Origin of the sequence: Streptomyces sp. NBC_01669, assembly GCF_026339735.1 — a bacterium.
Taxonomy (GTDB): domain Bacteria; phylum Actinomycetota; class Actinomycetes; order Streptomycetales; family Streptomycetaceae; genus Streptomyces; species Streptomyces yanii.
The window spans coordinates 587,390-603,233 of the sequence record NZ_JAPEQG010000001.1 but is presented as its reverse complement, the minus strand read 5'-3'; the positions used below and the strand labels follow the sequence as shown (position 1 = coordinate 603,233).

At 69.1% G+C, this 15,844-nt stretch carries 13 protein-coding genes and 1 pseudogene; 6 read left to right on the top strand and 8 right to left on the bottom strand.

Features of this window, described 5'->3' with window-relative positions; translation table 11 throughout:
• Positions 1–45: 45 nt before the first annotated feature.
• A complete protein-coding gene (locus tag OG972_RS02770; protein ID WP_266978085.1) occupies positions 46–711 on the top strand; it encodes an SDR family oxidoreductase in 666 nt (221 codons plus the stop codon).
• A gap of 783 nt (positions 712–1,494) precedes the next feature.
• Here OG972_RS02770 and OG972_RS02765 read toward each other — a convergent pair.
• The 4 genes from OG972_RS02765 to OG972_RS02750 all read right to left on the bottom strand — a co-directional run bounded on the left by OG972_RS02765 (position 1,495) and on the right by OG972_RS02750 (position 5,969).
• Complete coding sequence (locus tag OG972_RS02765; protein WP_266978084.1) at positions 1,495–2,433, bottom strand: carbohydrate ABC transporter permease; 939 nt, start codon at positions 2,431–2,433, stop codon at positions 1,495–1,497.
• A complete protein-coding gene (locus OG972_RS02760) occupies positions 2,430–3,578 on the bottom strand; it encodes a carbohydrate ABC transporter permease (protein WP_266978083.1) in 1,149 nt (382 codons plus the stop codon). Before OG972_RS02760 ends, OG972_RS02765 begins: the two co-directional genes overlap by 4 nt.
• A 5-nt stretch (positions 3,579–3,583) precedes the next feature.
• On the bottom strand, positions 3,584–4,828 hold the full coding sequence (locus OG972_RS02755) for an extracellular solute-binding protein (protein WP_266978082.1): 1,245 nt from the start codon (positions 4,826–4,828) through the stop codon (positions 3,584–3,586).
• A 91-nt stretch (positions 4,829–4,919) separates the two neighbouring features.
• Positions 4,920–5,969, bottom strand: coding sequence for a LacI family DNA-binding transcriptional regulator (locus tag OG972_RS02750; RefSeq protein WP_266978081.1), 1,050 nt, complete (start codon positions 5,967–5,969; stop codon positions 4,920–4,922).
• A 125-nt stretch (positions 5,970–6,094) separates the two neighbouring features.
• Here OG972_RS02750 and OG972_RS02745 point away from each other — a divergent pair, with 125 nt between their 5' ends.
• Positions 6,095–8,218 (top strand): glycogen debranching N-terminal domain-containing protein, encoded by a 2,124-nt coding sequence (locus tag OG972_RS02745; protein WP_323135841.1) that lies wholly within the window; start codon positions 6,095–6,097, stop codon positions 8,216–8,218.
• 313 nt (positions 8,219–8,531) lie between these two features.
• Here OG972_RS02745 and asnB read toward each other — a convergent pair whose 3' ends face one another.
• Entirely contained in the window at positions 8,532–10,385 is a 1,854-nt protein-coding gene (gene asnB, locus OG972_RS02740; RefSeq protein ID WP_266978080.1) for an asparagine synthase (glutamine-hydrolyzing), read from the bottom strand.
• Between the two features lie 832 nt (positions 10,386–11,217).
• Between asnB and OG972_RS02730 the strand changes: the two genes are divergently transcribed.
• Positions 11,218–12,027, top strand: a complete 810-nt coding sequence (locus tag OG972_RS02730; protein ID WP_266978079.1) for an inositol monophosphatase family protein — start codon at positions 11,218–11,220, stop codon at positions 12,025–12,027.
• Between the two features lie 201 nt (positions 12,028–12,228).
• A pseudogene (locus tag OG972_RS02725) lies at positions 12,229–12,330 on the top strand (transcriptional regulator); the annotation flags it as partial.
• Positions 12,331–12,382: 52 nt separating this feature from the next.
• On the opposite strand, the gene OG972_RS02720 reads toward OG972_RS02725, so the two are convergent.
• Positions 12,383–13,249 carry an AraC family transcriptional regulator gene (locus tag OG972_RS02720; protein ID WP_266978078.1) on the bottom strand — a complete coding sequence of 289 codons (867 nt, stop codon included), beginning with the start codon at positions 13,247–13,249 and terminating at the stop codon, positions 12,383–12,385.
• A 225-nt stretch (positions 13,250–13,474) separates the two neighbouring features.
• Between OG972_RS02720 and OG972_RS49530 the strand changes: the two genes are divergently transcribed.
• Positions 13,475–13,621: an IS3 family transposase gene (locus OG972_RS49530; protein WP_353961639.1), complete on the top strand. Its 147-nt coding sequence runs from the start codon at positions 13,475–13,477 to the stop codon at positions 13,619–13,621.
• A gap of 7 nt (positions 13,622–13,628) precedes the next feature.
• On the opposite strand, the gene OG972_RS02715 is transcribed toward OG972_RS49530, so the two are convergent.
• The gene (locus OG972_RS02715; protein WP_266978077.1) at positions 13,629–14,399 is read right to left on the bottom strand and encodes an SDR family NAD(P)-dependent oxidoreductase; all 771 of its coding nucleotides are present in this window, start codon (positions 14,397–14,399) and stop codon (positions 13,629–13,631) included.
• Between the two features lie 117 nt (positions 14,400–14,516).
• On the opposite strand from OG972_RS02715, the gene OG972_RS02710 reads away from it, so the two are divergent.
• Complete coding sequence (locus OG972_RS02710) at positions 14,517–15,125, top strand: TetR/AcrR family transcriptional regulator (RefSeq protein ID WP_266990242.1); 609 nt, start codon at positions 14,517–14,519, stop codon at positions 15,123–15,125.
• Between the two features lie 190 nt (positions 15,126–15,315).
• Here OG972_RS02710 and OG972_RS02705 read toward each other — a convergent pair whose 3' ends face one another.
• Positions 15,316–15,810, bottom strand: coding sequence for a PaaI family thioesterase (locus OG972_RS02705; RefSeq protein ID WP_266978076.1), 495 nt, complete (start codon positions 15,808–15,810; stop codon positions 15,316–15,318).
• Positions 15,811–15,844 lie beyond the last annotated feature (34 nt).

The window sequence follows — 15,844 nt, the reverse complement described above, 5'->3', positions numbered from 1 at the left end:
CCCCGACCGACCGGCCGGGACCGCACCACCCCTCGAGGAGCACGCATGCCCACGATTGCCATCGTCGGAGCCGGACCGGGCCTGGGCCTGTCCATCGCCAAGGTCTTCGGCGGCCACGGCTTCGACGTCGCCCTGATCTCCCGTACCAAGGACAAGCTCGACGCCCTGGTCGCCGAACTCACCGAGGCCGGGATCACCGCGGAAGGATTCCCGGCCGACGTCGCCGACGCCGCACAGCTCACCGGCGCGCTCGATGCCGCCATCGCGCGGTTCGGGCGGATCGACGTCCTGGAGTTCTCCCCGCACGCGGGCCTGGCCATGACCGCGCCCAAGGAAGTGACCGTCGACAACCTCCGGGTGCAGATCGATGGTCTGCTCTACGGCGCGGTCACCGCCGTCCGGGCGGTGCTGCCCGGGATGCTCCAGTCCGGGGCCGGCACCCTGCTGTTCACCACCGGCGGCGGCGCGATCAACCCCTACCCGATGCTCGCCACCACCAACATCGCCCAGGCGGGCCTGCGGAACTGGGCGGTCAACCTCCACAACACCCTCGCCGCTGAGGGCATCTACGCCGCCACCGTGGCCATCAACCTCATGATCGGCAGCCAGGCTCCCGAAGGCGTCCCGCACCGCTCGCCCGACGAGATCGCCCTCGACTACTGGGCCCTCCACACCAGTCGCGACCAGGCGGAACACCTCATCGGCGCCTGAGAGCCTGTCGGGTGACCTCTGATCGGGCGGCCACGCCCTGGCACGCACGCTTCCCGCGTTGCCGAAATGTCCTCGTAGCTCCTTCCCCAAGCTCTCGGCTTCGTTCGAGCAGGGGAGACCCCATCCGAGGACATCCCGCCGTCTTGGAATCGCACGCACCAGACCGCGTCCGCTATCCGACCGAAGGTCACCCGACAGGCTCTGAGGCAGGTGCCGAGGCGGCCCAGGTTGGCGCCGCCGGTGTGCCCTGAGAGCCGCTGCCATTCTGGTGCCACCGGGCCCTTTGCCCGTCCAGGTTTTCGCGCGACCCCACCACCGCTCGACCGCTTGGCGGAGCACGGGTGGTCAGTCGCACGAACCGGCGTCGGCGTTCGGTCCACCTCGGGCGGCTGACACAGGTCGACGCGTGTCAGCCGCCCCCTGTTGTCCGTTGACGTTGTCCGTTGACGGAGTGGAGGAGTCAGGGTTGCTGTGTGTCGCTCGCGGGCCCTCTGGGGGTAGCTCCGCATCGCGCGGTAGGACGAGTTCGAGTCCGTCGTCGACGGCGGCACGCATCACCGGAGCGGGAAGTCGGCCGATCCGCTCCAGGGCAGCTGAGGCGAGTTCTCACTCGGGTCGGGTTCCGGCCCCACGGCAGCTCCCTGGCCCAGCAGTTGCTCTGCACCGGCACCTCCACCCAGCGAGGACACCGCGGGCCTCCACCGCTGCTGCGGTTGCCCGAGTCGACCCGAACGGGCCGCCGGGCCCCGTGCCGACCTCGGTGTGATCCGGGCCGGCCGGCGCTCACTCCTTGACCGCACCCGAGTTGGCGCCGCTGACGAAGTAGCGCTGGAAGCAGAAGAACAGCGCGGCCACCGGAAGGGTGGAGAGCAGGGCCGCCGCCAGCTTCAGCGGATACTGCGTTCCGCCACCGAGTCCGCCCGAGACGAAGCGGGCCAGGCCCGTGGTGAGCGTCTCGTACTGGCCGGACTGCGTGCTGACGAGGAAGTGCGTGAACTCGTTCCACGACCCCTGGAACGACAGGATCGTCAGGGTGATCAGCGCCGGTCTGGCCATCGGCAGGACGACGGACCAGAAGATCCGGAACACACCCGCCCCGTCGACCCGCGCGGCCTCCTCGACCTCGCGCGGCACCGATTCGAAGAACTGCTTCATGATGAAGATGCCCGCCGCGTCCACCAGCAACGGCAGGACCATGCCGGAGTAGGTGTCGAAGAGTCCGAAGGTGTTGAGCACCAGGAACTTCGGGATGAGCAGGGCCACTCCGGGCACCGCCATCACTGCGAGCACAAAGGCGAACAGTGTCGAGCGGCCCCAGAAGCGCAGCCGCGCCAGCGCGTATCCCGCCATGGAGTCGAACAGCACCCGGCCCGCGGTCACCAGCACCGCCACCAGTGCCGAGTTGCCGAGCCAGCGCAGGAAGGGCACCCCCTCAGCGGCCTGGCTCAGCCCGAGCAGCCGCTGGTAAGCGGCTGTGGTCGGAGTGGTGGGCAGCAGGGCCAGCGGATGCGCGGCAGCGTCCGGGTCCGTCTTGAATCCGGTCGCCAGCTGGAGGGCGAACGGCAGCAGATAGAGCAGCCCCAGTCCCAGCACCGCGGCATATCCCGCCAGCCGCCACCGCAAGGGGAAACGACTCAGAACAGGGCGTCCGCGGTCGCGCGGGCCGCGACGGTGGGGGGAGCGCTGAGGCCGGTCCCGTATGGCCGTTCCGGCGGCGGTCATCGGTTCCTCCCGGTGCTTGCGCCGCGCTCCCGCAGCGCCCAGCGCTGGAACGCGGTCAGGATGAGGATCAGGGCGAGCAGGATGAACGCGATCGCGGAGCCCTGCCCGAAGTCCGCGTTGTCGAAGCCCGCGGAGTACGACAGGAAGGCGGGTGTGAGCGTCGTATTGCCCGGAGCGCCCTGACCCATCACATACACCTGGTCGAAGACCTGCCAGGTGGAGATCAGCCCCAGGGTCAGGACCAGGAACAGCACGGGGCGCAACGCCGGCAGTGTCACATGCCAGAGCATCTGGCGGCGGTTGACCCCTTCCATGGCGGCCGACTCCTCCAGCTCCCGCGGAATGTTCTGGAGTGCCGCGAGGAAGATCAGCATGAAGGTGCCGGAGGTGGTCCACACGGCGAGCAGGATGAGCGTGCACATCGCGACCGAGGGGCCCGAGAGCCACTCGAACCACGACAGTCCCAGGGTCGAGTGATCGGCCAGCATTCCGGTGGGCCGCTCGGGATCGACGATTCCCAGGCTGCCCAGGATCAGGGCGAGCACCCCGCGGGGGTCGGCGAACCAGTTCGGTCCCTTGATCCCGATCCAGGACAGCATGGTGTTGACGGATCCGCTGCCCTGGAAGAGAAAGAGGAAGACCGTTGAGACGGCGATGGAGCTGGTGACGGACGGGAAGAAGAACGTCGTGCGGAGGGCGCCACGCCCCCGGAGCAGCTTCTGGTTGACGACCAGGGCCAGACCCAGTGCCAGCATGGTCTGCAGGGGGACGGTCAGCAGTACGTAATAGGCGTTGTTACGCAGGGACGTCGCGAAGAGCGTGCGGTCGAGTCCGTCCTGCGTGAGCAGCGCCCGGTAGTTGTCCAGGCCGACGAAATCGGCCTGGCCGGAGAACGGGTTGGACTGTCCGTCCCAGTGCAGCAGGCTCACCCACAGCGCCATCAGGATGGGAAGCACCATGAACAGGCCGAGGACGAGCACCATGGGGCTGACGAACAGCCAGCCCCAGGTGCCCTCCCCGCGAAGGCCCGCGCGCCGGGCGCGAACCTTCGCGGTCGTACCGGCTCTGCCGGGTGCGCTGTCAGGTGCGCCGGGCGAGCCGGTGGTGCGGGGGATACTGCCGGCGCGCATCGTGCGGATGGGCATGGGGCTCAGTTGCCCTTCGCGATCGCCTGTTCGCCGTTGCGCTGAAGGTCGGCGAGGATCTTCTTCGGGTCGGCGGTGCGCAGCGACTGCAGATCGGTGTTGAACTGGCTCAGGACCTTGTCGAAGCCGGCGATCGTCACCGGGCCCTGCGCGTAGGCGTTGCCCTCCACCCAGGCCTTGGCGGCCGGCTTCTTCTCGGCGTAGGTCTTGAGCGCGCTCGTCCGCGACGGCATGACACCGAACGCGTCGGCGAAGTCGAGCTGTTGCTGCGCGGAGGTCAGGTATTTCACGAGGTCGACTCCCGCCGCCCGGTGCGCGCTGTCGGCGGCGACTCCCCAGCAGTTGCTGAAGGCGAGGGTGCCCTTCCCGGCGGGTCCCTCGGGCAGCGGCGCGACGGTGTACTTCACATCGGGGTAGTCGAGCTTCATGCCGCCCTCGAGCCAGTTGCCCTCGATGGTCATGGCGGCCTTGCCCTTGCCCAGTGCCTCACCGCCCCAGCTGGTGTCCACCTGCTTGGCGAACTTCATCGAGCCGGACTTGAGCAGGGACTGGACGAAGTCGAGCCCCTTGGCGTTCTCCGGGGTGCTCGCGGTCATCTTCTTCTGGTTCGGGTCGGTGAGCCAGCCGCCCGCCTGCTTCATGAAGACTCCGAGCCGCTGGTACTCGTCGCTGGTGACCAGGCCGGTGACGCCGTTGCCGGTGAGCTTGTCCGCGACGGTCCTCAGCTCCTCCCAGCTCTTCGGATAGTCCTTTTCCGTCAGCCCGGCCTTCTTCCACAGGTCGGTGTTGATGGCGAGAGCGAGGGTGGAGGAGTCTTTCGGCAGACAGACCAGTTTCCCGTCGTACGAGAACGAGCCGCGCAGTTGCTCGGAGAAGTCGTCGGCGTCGGATATCCGGTCCCCGTACGGGTACAGCGAGCCGCCCTTCGCGTAGTTCGCGAACTGGTCGGAGTTGACGTAGAAGACGTCCGGCGGCTTGTGCCCGGCGAAGGACTGAGCGAGCTGCTGGTTCATGTCCTTCGCAACCTCGACCGAGACCGAGTTGCCCGACTTCTTCGCATACGCGGCAGTGGCGGTCTTGACTGCCTGGGTCTCGGCGTCCCCCGAGGTGGCGATCAGTACCGTCAGTTTCTGCTTGCCGGCCTTGTCCTGCGCCGGCTCCTTGTCGCTGCCGAAGCTGGATGAGCAGCCGGTGGCGGCCAGGAGCGCCGCGCAGGTGGCGAGAGCGGCGACGGCCGTACGGGTTGCCATGAATTCCTCCAGGTGGGGTGAGGGTTGCGGCTCAGCTGCCCGGAAAGGGCGTGCTGTGAATGGGGGGCCCGTCAACAGGCGCGGGGGTGGTTCAGTCGTCCGACGCGGATGTGCTGTTCCGCACGACGAGGGACGGTTCGAGCAGGACACGCTCGGGGGGAGCGCCGAGTTCCGACATCCGGGCCAGCAGAAGCCGGACGCATTCGCGGCCGACGGCCTCCAGCGGCTGGGCGACGGTGGACAGTCCGGGGGAGAGGAGGGCCGCCGTGGGGGAGTCGTCGAAGCCGACGACCGCGACATCCTTGCCCGGCACGGCCCGTCGCTCGCGCAAGGCGTGGTAGCAGCCCAGTGCGAGCATGTCGCTGGCGGCGATCACGGCCGTCACGCCCGCGTCGAGCAGTGGTCCGACAGCGGCCTGCGCCGAGGCGATGTCATCGATGCTCTGCGCCCGCTTACCACGCACCGGCAGGCCGTGCCGTTGCATGGCGCGCTGCCAGCCCATGGCACGGTCGTCACCGACCCCGGAGCCGCGCGGCCAGCCGAGGAACGCGATCCTGCGATGCCCCAGAGCCACCAGATGCTCGACCGCGGCGTCCGTGCCCGAGGCGCCGTCGACATCCACCCAGTCGCCGATCTGCCGGCCGGACCACATTCGGCCGAAGCCCACGAACGGTACACCGCGCTTTTCCAGCCAGGCCTGGCGCTGGTCGCCCCGCTCGGTGCCGCTCAGCACGAAACCGTCCACGCTGTGCAGGTCGAGGAGCTCCTCGTATCCGTCGAGACCGGCGCTGCCGGGGGGTGAGGCGAAGAGCAGGATCCGATAGCCGGCCTCGTCGGCGGTCTGGGACAGAGCGTGCAGAAACCGGTCCATGACCGGGGCCGAGGTGCCAGGGGCGGTGGGACGGATTCCGTACCCGATGAGCTTGCTCGATCGGGTACGCAGGGTCTGGGCCGCTCGGTGCGGCCGATAGCCCAGCTCGTCGATGGTGCGGCGGACCCGCTCCAGGGTTTCCGGACGCAGCAGTTCGGGCGAGTTGAGCGCGTTCGACACCGTCTGTGGAGAGACTCCGGCCCGCTGTGCGACCGTGGCCAGCGTGACTGAACCGGCCTTGGGTCTGGGGGAGTTGGGTGAGCGGGGCATCAGTGTCTCCGGAACCGGTCGTACGAGCGGGCGAGTTCATTGGAGCGTTCCAAAACCGTTGTCAACGCACTGAAGTCGTCGTTAGGGTTCTTGGAACGCTCCAATGCCTGAGAGGTTCTGCTCTGTTGGACACCACTGTCAAGACCCACGACATGACGAACTCCGACACGGGGGCCGGCCCGGCGGTCGAAGGCCTCCAGCCGTTCCTGCATGACGCCTGTGTGACGCTGTACGCCCCGAGCTTCGCGATCTCCCACGCGGACGGACAGATCGGCGGTGCCGCCGACGGCTTCTACCACGGCGACAGCAGAGCCCTTGCCCGGCTGACCGTCGCGGCCGACGGAGTCGCGATCGCCCCTGTCCGAGGAGCCTTCGAGGGAGCGGACCGGGCGGCCTTTCGCAGTGTGCTGCGCGGCCTGGGCGAGGAGACACCGGATCCGGCCGTCACCCTGCACCGGCGCCGCCACGTCACCCCCGGGCATCTGGAGGAGACCCTCGAAGTCGCCAACGCCGGGCGGCAACATATCCATGTCCGGCTGATCGTCACCGCCGGGACGGACCTCGCCCCGATCGAGCGCGTCAAGTCCGGGCACGCCGAGAGCCCGGTCATCGCCAACGTCACGGAGGGCGGACTCGGTTGGTCCAGGGACACCTTCGCGGTACGGCTCGCCAGCTACCCGCGGCCTGCCGCCGTCGACCCGGCCGCCGGAACGCTGGCCTACGACATCGAACTCGCTCCCGGCTCGGCATGGACCGCTGAACTGCACTGCGACGCGGCTCATGAGGACGGCGACCAGTTCCCTGCGCCCCCGGCCGGCAGCCTGCCCTGGCGCACACCGGTCCTGCGCAGCGCCGACCGGCGCTTCGACCACTGGCTGAGTCAGTCGGCCGCCGACCTCGACCGGCTGCGGCTGACCGACCCGGTCGATCCCACCGACCAGTTCCTGGCTGCCGGGGCCCCGTGGTTCCTCACCCTCTTCGGCCGCGACGCCCTGTGGGCGGCCCGCATGCTGCTGCCGCTGGGTACCGGTCTCGCCGCCGGTACGCTGCGCACACTTGCCCGTCGGCAGGGCACGAAGTCCGACCGGCACACCGAGGAGCAGCCCGGCAAGATCCTGCACGAAGTGCGCCGCGCCACCCAGAACTTCAACGACAACTTCTCCCTGCCGCCCTGCTACTACGGCACGGTCGACGCCACCCCGCTCTGGATCACCCTGCTGCACGACTCCTGGCGCTGGGGCCTCGTGCCCGAGCAGGTCGAACAGCTCCTGCCGCACGCGGAGTCCGCCCTCGCCTGGATGCGCGACCACGGCGACGCGGACGGGGACGGCTTTCTGAAGTACATCGACCACACCGGTCGCGGCCTGGCCAACCAGGGCTGGAAGGACTCGGGCGACTCCATCCAGTACCGTGACGGCCGCCTCGCCACCTCCCCGATCGCGCTGTGCGAGGTCCAGGCGTACGCCTACGAGGCGGCCCGCGGCGGCGCGGACCTGCTGCGCGCCTTCGGCCGCCCCGGCGCAGACCGGTGGGAGGAGTGGGCCGAGCGGTTGCGTGACCGTTTCCGCAGGCACTTCTGGGTGGAGGACGAGCGCGGACCGTACCCGGCCGTGGCGCTCGACGGGGAGAGGAAGCCGGTGGACTCGGTCACCTCGGGCTTCGGCCACCTGCTGGGCACGGGCCTGCTCGACCACGAGGAGAGCGCCCTGCTGGCCGCCAGGCTCAGCGCTCCCGACCTCGACTCCGGCCATGGTCTGCGGACCCTGAGCAGTAACTCCGTGGCCTACAACCCGTACGGCTATCACATCGGTTCCATCTGGCCGCACGACACAGCGATCGCGGTGCACGGCCTGGTCAGGGCCGGCTTCCCGGACGCAGCCGCGTCCCTGTCCGAGGGACTGCTGACCGCATCGGCGGCCTTCGACGCGCGGCTTCCCGAACTGTTCGCCGGTCATGGAGCGGCGACCGACACCCGGCCCTCGCCCTATCCGGCGTCCTGCCGCCCGCAGGCCTGGGCGGCGGCCTCGTCCGTCATGATCCTCCAGTCGGTACTGGGCCTCTCCGCCGATGTCCCCGGCGGAATACTCACGGTCGCGCCCGGCTTCGCGGAGGCCTACCGGCCGCTGAAGGTCGAGGGGCTCGCTGTCGCGGACGGGCGGCTGGACATCTCCGTCGATGCCGACGGCACGGCACACATCGAGGCCCCGAAGGGCCTGGTGGTGAGGAGGCAGCACACGACACCCCGTTGACCCGGAGCGGCTGTACCCGATCCGAGGCAGGGTCCCGTGGGCCGGGGTCAGGTCCTGTCTCGGGTCATCCGACAGGCTCTCAGGCGGCCGAGGCCGTGACGAGGGCCGCGGCCGGCACCCGGAGCACCGTCCGGCGACCGCCCAGGGCGTGGCACATGCGCGCTGGACGCGCAGGCCCTCCCCGGCGCTGTGGCAACGCACGAACCCTGGCTCATACACCACACTCTCGTGGCGACGCCCGTCCAGCACTGTGGGCCGCTTCGTTGTTGCCGGCCATGGGCCCCGCCTTGCCGCGCACCCGGTGGGGGCTGCGTCAGCCGCCGGTGCCGAGCGTGAGCGTAGGCCGCTCCAGTTCGAACCAGACGGCCAGGTCCAGCGTTCGCTCCAGACCGGTGCGGTCCGCAGTGCCGACCTGGCCGGGCTCGGTGGCAATGATCTCCTGCAGCCGGCCGCGGTCCAGCAGGTCGAGGGCGGGGCTGCTGCCTGCCGACAGCACGTCGCGGACCTGGGTCTGCAGCTCCACAGCGTAGGCCGGGTCCTGGGTCGAGGGGTACGGGCTCTTGACCCGCTCCAGAACCGAACGTGGCAGCAGGTCCGCGGTGGCCGCCCGCAGCAGACTCTTCTCCCGGCCGTCGAACGTCTTCATCGACCAAGGGGTGTTGAAGACGTACTCGACCAGACGGTGGTCGCAGAACGGAACGCGCACCTCCAGACCGGTGGCCATACTCAGCCGGTCCTTGCGATCCAGCAGTACCCGCACAAAGCGGGTGAGGTGCAGATAGCACACCTCCCGCATCCGACGCTCCAGCGGATCGCGTTCCCCGTCCAGGTGCGGCACCTGCGCCATGGCCTCTTCGTAGCGCCGGGCCACGTAGCCTTCCAGGTCCAAACGTTCGCGCAGCCCGGGCTCGAGCACCGAACTGCCGCCGCGGCCGTGCTGGCGCTCCAGGGCCGCCAGCCAGGGGAAAGTGCCGGCATCTCGTGCGGCAGGATCGTGGAACCATGCGTAGCCGCCGAAGACCTCGTCCGCGGACTCACCGGACAGTGCCACCGTGGAGTGCTCGCGGATAGCCCGGAACAGCAGAAGCAGCGACTGGTCCATGTCGCCCAGCCCCAGGGGCAGGTCCCGCGACCGCACGGCTGCGGCGCGCACGCTCGGATCCGCCAGCCCCTCGGGGGCGAGGACGATGTCCTGGTGGTCGGTTCCGACGTGCCGGGCGACGTCGTGCACATAGGGAGTGTCGGGGGTGGCCCGCAGATCGTCGGGGACGAAGTTCTCGCTCTGGCCGACGAAGTCGACGGCGAAGCTGCGCACGGTCTCCTTGCCGCGCAGCTGTTCGGCTGCCAGCGCGGTGACCGCGCTGGAGTCGAGCCCGCCCGACAGCAGGATGCACCGCGGCACGTCGGAGACCAGCTGGCGGCGGACGATGTCGTCGAGCAGCTCGCGTACCCGCGCGACGGTGTCGTCGCGGCTGTCGGTGTGCGCGACAGAGCGCAGCTGCCAGTAGGGGTGGGTGCGCAGGCCGGAGCGGTCGACGGTCACCAGCGTGCCCGGCTCCACCTCGCGCATCCCTTTCCAGATCGCGTGACCCGGGGTCTTGACCATCGAGAACAGCTCGCGCAAACCCTCCAGATCCACCTCGCGGGGCACCATCGGGTTCGCCAGGATGGCCTTCGGCTCCGAGCCGAAGAGCACGCCGTCGTCGGTGGGGAAGTAGTACAGCGGCTTGATGCCCATCCGGTCTCGCATCAGGTGCAGCCGCTCGGTGCGGCCGTCCCAGATCGCGAACGCGAACATGCCGTTCAGTCGCTCGGGGAGGTCGGCGTCCCATTCCAGGTAGCCGCGCAGTACGACCTCGGTGTCGCTGTCGGTGCGGAAACGCCGGCCGTTTCGACGCAGTTCGTCGCGCAGTTCCCTGTAGTTGTAGGCCTCTCCCGAGTAGAGCAGCACGACATCGCCGTCCGGCGTGCGCTCCGTCATCGGCTGGACGCCGCCGGGCAGGTCGATGATGGCGAGTCGGCGATGGCCCAGCGCCGCGTGTCTGTCGAGCCACAGGCCGTGTGCATCCGGTCCGCGGCAGGCCATCGTCACGTTCATGGCTTCGGCGGTGGAGCGTTCCTGCCGCAGGTCGCGCCGGTAGGACACCCAGCCGGAGATTCCGCACATGGGGTGGCCCTCCTTGTCGTGGAGAAAGCATCCATGGGATGCGCACCTTGCCGACTATAGGGATCAAGCGGATATAACGGGTGGGTGATGTCGGCCTCTCCGCGGCCGTGTCGACCTGCTCGCAGGCCACACGGAACACCCTCAGGGAACGCTGTGCCTACGGACTTGTACGCCTGGGCGACGGCGGCGACGACCTACGGGTTGTCCCGTAACCCCTGCGGACGCACGACCACAGCTACGGCATCTCGCTGCGTCGTCGGAACGCCCGAATACGCCCAGCACGAGGACGCTCCGCCGCCTTGCGATGCACCGCATCCGACGCCGGGCGCTGTTCCTCCAGGGATTACGGGACAGCCCTGGGGTGCGACTCGCGAGAATGTCAGCGACCGACGTGGGTGTGTCGACCGGTCGCCGGGGTCCTTCCGCTGTGGCGCTGATCAGGTGTATCGCCAGCCGGCGCCCCATCAGGTCCAGAGCGTGGCTTGGGCAGTGGGCGCGGCGGCCGTGCCGCGCCCAGATCCTTCGCCGGGAAGGCGGGTGAGACTCGCAAGGAGCTCCGGAAGACCGGTGTCGGCCTCCGTGAGGCGGACGGCCGGCTGCGGGCGCCTCCCCGAGTGGATCCGCTGTTCGGCCTGCCGCCTCGCTGTCGCAGGCCGCCGGCGGTGCGTCTTGGCCCGGGCGGGGTCCGTCGGCAGCTGAACCACCGCTTCAACAGCGCGACAGGCATGCAGGACCGGTCGTACCGCAGGGATGGCGGGAGCCGCACCATCGGCGGCGGAAGCGGGTCGATTCTGTTCCGGCCGGTGGAATTGCCACCGATATCATGCCGGGCATGATCAACTCATACGCGAGTCTTGACGATGCTGGGGTTGCGATAGCTGCGGCACATGCCGGCGCCGACGTGGTGCGCACCATGTACGGCCGGCAGCTCACCCGCATCGACAAGGGAGCCGGGGACTTCGCCACCGCCGCGGATGTCGAGGCCGAGAGGACGATCCTCGGCGTCATCCGTGCCGCTCGGCCCGAGGATGCCGTGCTCGGCGAGGAGGGCGGGCAGCAGGGTACCGCCGACGCCGTGCGCCAGTGGCTGGTGGATCCCTTGTGCGGCACGCTGAACTACGCCGTCGGCAACATGCTGGTGGCCGTCAACGTGGCGATGCGCGACGGGGCGGCGGCGGTGGCCGACCCGTTCAGCGGCGAAGTCTTCTTCACCGACGGTGAGACCGCCCGGGTACGGCACAACGGGGCCTATGCGCAGCTGGTGCCCACGTCCGCCACCCAACTGGTGGACGTCAACCTGGATCCGCCGTTCCCGAACGCACCTGGCTTCCGGGCCGTGGACCTGTTGGCCCACCCGGGGTTCATCGAGCGGTTCCGGCCGCGGGTCGTGTCCACGACGCTGGCGCTGGCCTGGGTCGCTGCCGGCAAGCGTGCCGCGTACGTCACCGATGGCGGCGACCTGTCCGAGAGCGTGCATTTCGCCGCCGGCATCGCTCTGTGCCGGGCCGCCGGCTGCGTCGTCACCGGGATCGACGGCGCCCGGATCGGGCAGGGAGGCCGCGGACTTGTCGTGGCGGCCGACGCCGAAACCCACGGGCTGCTGATGTCGGTGATCCGCGACCGAAGCGAGAACCGAACCTGAAGGGTCGCCCTCGCGCCCGCCTCAACGAGACCGCGCTCCGCAGGGGTGGGGAGCGCGGGGTGAGCGGCTGCGGTCCACGCCTGAGCGGCGCGTGGGGAGATGCAAGGAGCGCCATCGGGCTGCACCGCCCGCTCGTCGGCGTCGGCCTGCGGGCACGGTGCAGGACGGCGACCGGCACCTGCCGAGGGAAACGTCGATGTGGCGCTGAGGCAGCTTTTTGACGGGTACACAAACGTCCCGGCGTTCGTCCTGGACCCGGCGAAGGACTTCCTGGCGGTCAACGCCCTGGTCGACGCGCTGTTCTTTTTGTTCAAGGCGGCCCGGGTCCGGTCCCGGGCCGCCTTGTGGTGCTCGCTCAGGCGACGGATCTTTCCACGGGAATCCACAACTCCGCGTCCGCCTGCGCCCCGTCCTGCGTCGGGCGGACGCGCAGGATCTCGGGCCCCTGCCTGCTCTGGTACGGATTCGACGGGAACCACTGCGTGAACACATCCCGCCACAGGTACTGCAGCGCCCGCGGGAACGGGCCGGAGTTCTCGAAGACAGCCCACATCCCTGCCGGAACAGCAAGCACGTCCATGTCCTCCGGCGCTTGGGCGTGCGTCACCACGCCGTGGTAGTAGTCGAGTTCACTCCCCTCCGCCCGGCTCGGATCGAGCTGGTCGCTCGCCCCGACGATCCCCTCGGGCTCCTGGTCGGACAGCGCCGTGATGCGCCGTAGCGTCTCGGGGCCGATGCCCCGGATGAAGTCGGCGATCGCCGAGTTGACCCCCTCGTGGACGAGCGGGACGCGCGCCTTCTTGCCGACCACACGGAACTCCTCCTTGTCCACGATCCTGTATCGCATGCTGCTGCTCCCTTCGACGATGAGGCGGAAGGACATCCGTGGCTGGGAGTGCAGAGCCGCACCAGTCCGCCGGGCCTCGCCCGGACCCACACCGTGTACGGCTCGGAACGCACGCGCAAAGGCTTCTCCCGAGCTGTAGCCGTAGCGCACAGCGACCTCCAGCAGTGTCCGCTCATCGGCGAGCACCTCGGCACCCGCCACGGTCAGCCGCCTGCGGCGGATGTACTCCGACAGCGGGATGCCTGCCAACGCGGAGAAGAGTCGGCGGAAGTGGTACTCCGACGTCACTGCGATGTGCGCGAGATCGGCCACGTCGATCGGCTGGTCGAGATGCGACTCGATGTGCTCCATGGCCTGGTTCAGCTGCTCCAGCACCCCCGTCTCCTTCCCTTTCGATCACTCACGTTAGAGAGGCCCACCCTGCCGGACCCGACATCCTGTGCCCGAAGCGGTCGGGTCGACGGTGCACCCGTTCAGGGAGACGGAGAAGCAGGGTGGTCACAGTGTCCAGACGGGCGTGTGAGCTGCTGAAGGTGCCCCGCACCGCTTTCCGCGCCCCCCATCGGCAAGCCCGGTCCCCGAGCGGTCCGCGACGCCGAGTTGACGGAACAGATCACCGACGTTCCGACGGGGTCGCGCGGAACCCATGGATCCCCGAGCATCCATGTCATGCTCAAGCGGCAAGGCGCTCGATGCGGCCGCCGCCGCGTCACGCGGCTGATTCCACGGCCCATGAACTCTCTTTGAGTTCGGGCTATTGGGCGATGACGGCGACGCCGGTGCGTCCGCCGTCCACGTCGAGGACGGTGCCGTGCACGAAGTTCGCCTCGTCGGAGGCAAGGTAGACCGCTGCGGTGGCGATCGCGTCAGGAAGCCCGAAGCTGCCGGCAGGGGTGCCCTTCATCATGATGTCGCCGGGGTGGACCCCGGTCCCGGCCGGGACCGGCGTGTGGACCACGCCGGGGGAGATGGCGTTGACGCGGATGCCGCGGGGGCCGAACTCGGCAGCCCAGGCGCGGGTGAGGGCTTCCATCGCTCCCTTGGAGGAACTGTAGACGGCGCCGATCGGGATACCGAGACGGGCGATCCACGAGCCCAGGTTGATCACCGCGCCGCCGCCGGCCTCGATCATTGCGGGGACCACCGCGGCGGTCAGGAAGAACGGCGCTTTGACATTGACCGCATAGATCAGGTCGAACGTCTCTTCGTCGGTGTCGGGCGTGGAAGGGCTCGGGTAGATGCCGGCGTTGTTGACCAGGATGTCGATGCGACCACCCAGGGCACGGGCGGCTTCGTCGGCGAGGGCGCGGGAGGCGGGCGCGCTGCCGTCGAGATCCGAGGGCAGGAAGTCCGCCTTGCCGCCTGCGGTGCGGATTGCGGCAACGACCTCTTCGCCGCGCTCCTGGCTGCGGCCGGACACCGCGACGTGTGCTCCTTCAGCGGCGAAGGCCAGGGCGATCGCGCGGCCGATGTTACTGGTGGCTCCGGTGACCAGGGCGGTCTTGTTCTGCAGGCGGTTGCTCATGATGCGATCGGCTCCAATTCTCGCAGGGCTTGTGGGGCCGATGGTGACTGCCAAAAAATGGACCTGCAAGTCCAATTTTGCTACGTTGGATTGACTGGTCCGACGGGAGGAGCGGGGATGCGTGGATCGTTGACCGCCAAGGGGCAAGCGACGCGTGGCCGGATTGTCCAGGGGGCTGTCGCGGTGCTGCGGGAGAAAGGTGTCGCGGTGGCGACGCTGGACGATGTTCTTGCACGCACTCGTACGAGCAAGAGCCAGCTGTTCCACTACTTTCCCGGCGGCAAGGACGAACTGCTGCTCGCCGTCGCGCAGTTCGAGGCCGACCAGGTACTCGACGACCAGCAACCCCACCTCGGGTGCCTGGACTCGTGGGATGCCTGGTACCGGTGGCGTGACACGGTCATTGCGCGCTACGAAGAACAGGGCGACCAGTGCCCGCTCGGTTCGCTGTTCCTGCAGATCGGCCGCAACACGCCAGGGGCGCGGGCGATCGTGATCGAGTTGCTGCGCCAGTGGCAGGAGCACCTGGCGACGGGGATCCGGGCTATGCAAACCGCGGGACACGTGCCCATCTCGCTCGACGCCGACCGGACCGCGGCGGCGCTGCTGGCGGGAATCCAGGGAGGGGTGTCGATCCTGCTGTCGACCGGTCGCTCCAGCCATCTCCATGCGGCGCTCGACGAGGGGATCATGGCGCTGCGCAACGCCGCGTCCGCTGCGATCTGAGCCCACATCTTGCCTGCCGAGAATGTCGGCCGACGGCGTGTACCGTGCTCGGTCGCGGACGTGCGCACGTCTTGGCCGCTCGCGGCATGCCGAGTAAACCCTTTCCCGGGATCTCACCGTCGCCCGAGGTTTGCCGACCGCCCTTGGTGAGTGCTCCGATGCGGGGTCGGGCTGTCGCGAGGTGACGTGTTCAGGAAGTCGGCACCGGAATGAGCATGCATGAACTGGTGGCGTGAGCCAGGAGGCGGTCCGCACCGTCGAGGAGCCGTGCCTCGGCGAGGGCGGTGCGGCGGCCGCTGCTGACCACTGTGCCGACTGCGCGGATCTTGCCGGTGTCGACGGTGATCGGGCGCAGGAACTTCACGGTCAGGTCGAGCGAGGTGTACCCCATGCCTTGCGGAAGGGTGGAGTGGACCGCGCAACCGGCGGCCGAGTCCAGCAGTGTGGCGTAGATCCCGCCGTGCACGCTGCCGATGGGGTTGTAGTGCTCCTCGCCCGGGATCAGGGAGAAGACCACGCGCCCGGGCTCGGCCTCGTCGAGGGAGAAGGCCAGGGTGGTGCCGACGGGAGGGGCGGGCAGCCGTCCGGCGGCGATGTCACGCAGGAACTCCAGACCTGTTTTCTGTCCGACGGCGGCCGCCGGGATCGCTGGATCTTCCCACTCGTACGTACGTGACCGTCCCATACGGCTGCGCCTCCTCGCCTGACTTTGTCTGATG

Coding starts and splice junctions, on each gene's coding strand:
- OG972_RS02755 (WP_266978082.1), bottom strand. CDS start 4,828: ATGGCAACCCGTACGGCCGTCGCCGCTCTCGCCACCTGCGCGGCGCTC.
- OG972_RS02705 (WP_266978076.1), bottom strand. CDS start 15,810: ATGGGACGGTCACGTACGTACGAGTGGGAAGATCCAGCGATCCCGGCG.
- OG972_RS02770 (WP_266978085.1), top strand. CDS start 46: ATGCCCACGATTGCCATCGTCGGAGCCGGACCGGGCCTGGGCCTGTCC.
- OG972_RS02710 (WP_266990242.1), top strand. CDS start 14,517: ATGCGTGGATCGTTGACCGCCAAGGGGCAAGCGACGCGTGGCCGGATT.
- OG972_RS02765 (WP_266978084.1), bottom strand. CDS start 2,433: ATGACCGCCGCCGGAACGGCCATACGGGACCGGCCTCAGCGCTCCCCC.
- OG972_RS02760 (WP_266978083.1), bottom strand. CDS start 3,578: ATGCCCATCCGCACGATGCGCGCCGGCAGTATCCCCCGCACCACCGGC.
- asnB (WP_266978080.1), bottom strand. CDS start 10,385: ATGTGCGGAATCTCCGGCTGGGTGTCCTACCGGCGCGACCTGCGGCAG.
- OG972_RS02715 (WP_266978077.1), bottom strand. CDS start 14,399: ATGAGCAACCGCCTGCAGAACAAGACCGCCCTGGTCACCGGAGCCACC.
- OG972_RS02750 (WP_266978081.1), bottom strand. CDS start 5,969: ATGCCCCGCTCACCCAACTCCCCCAGACCCAAGGCCGGTTCAGTCACG.
- OG972_RS02730 (WP_266978079.1), top strand. CDS start 11,218: ATGATCAACTCATACGCGAGTCTTGACGATGCTGGGGTTGCGATAGCT.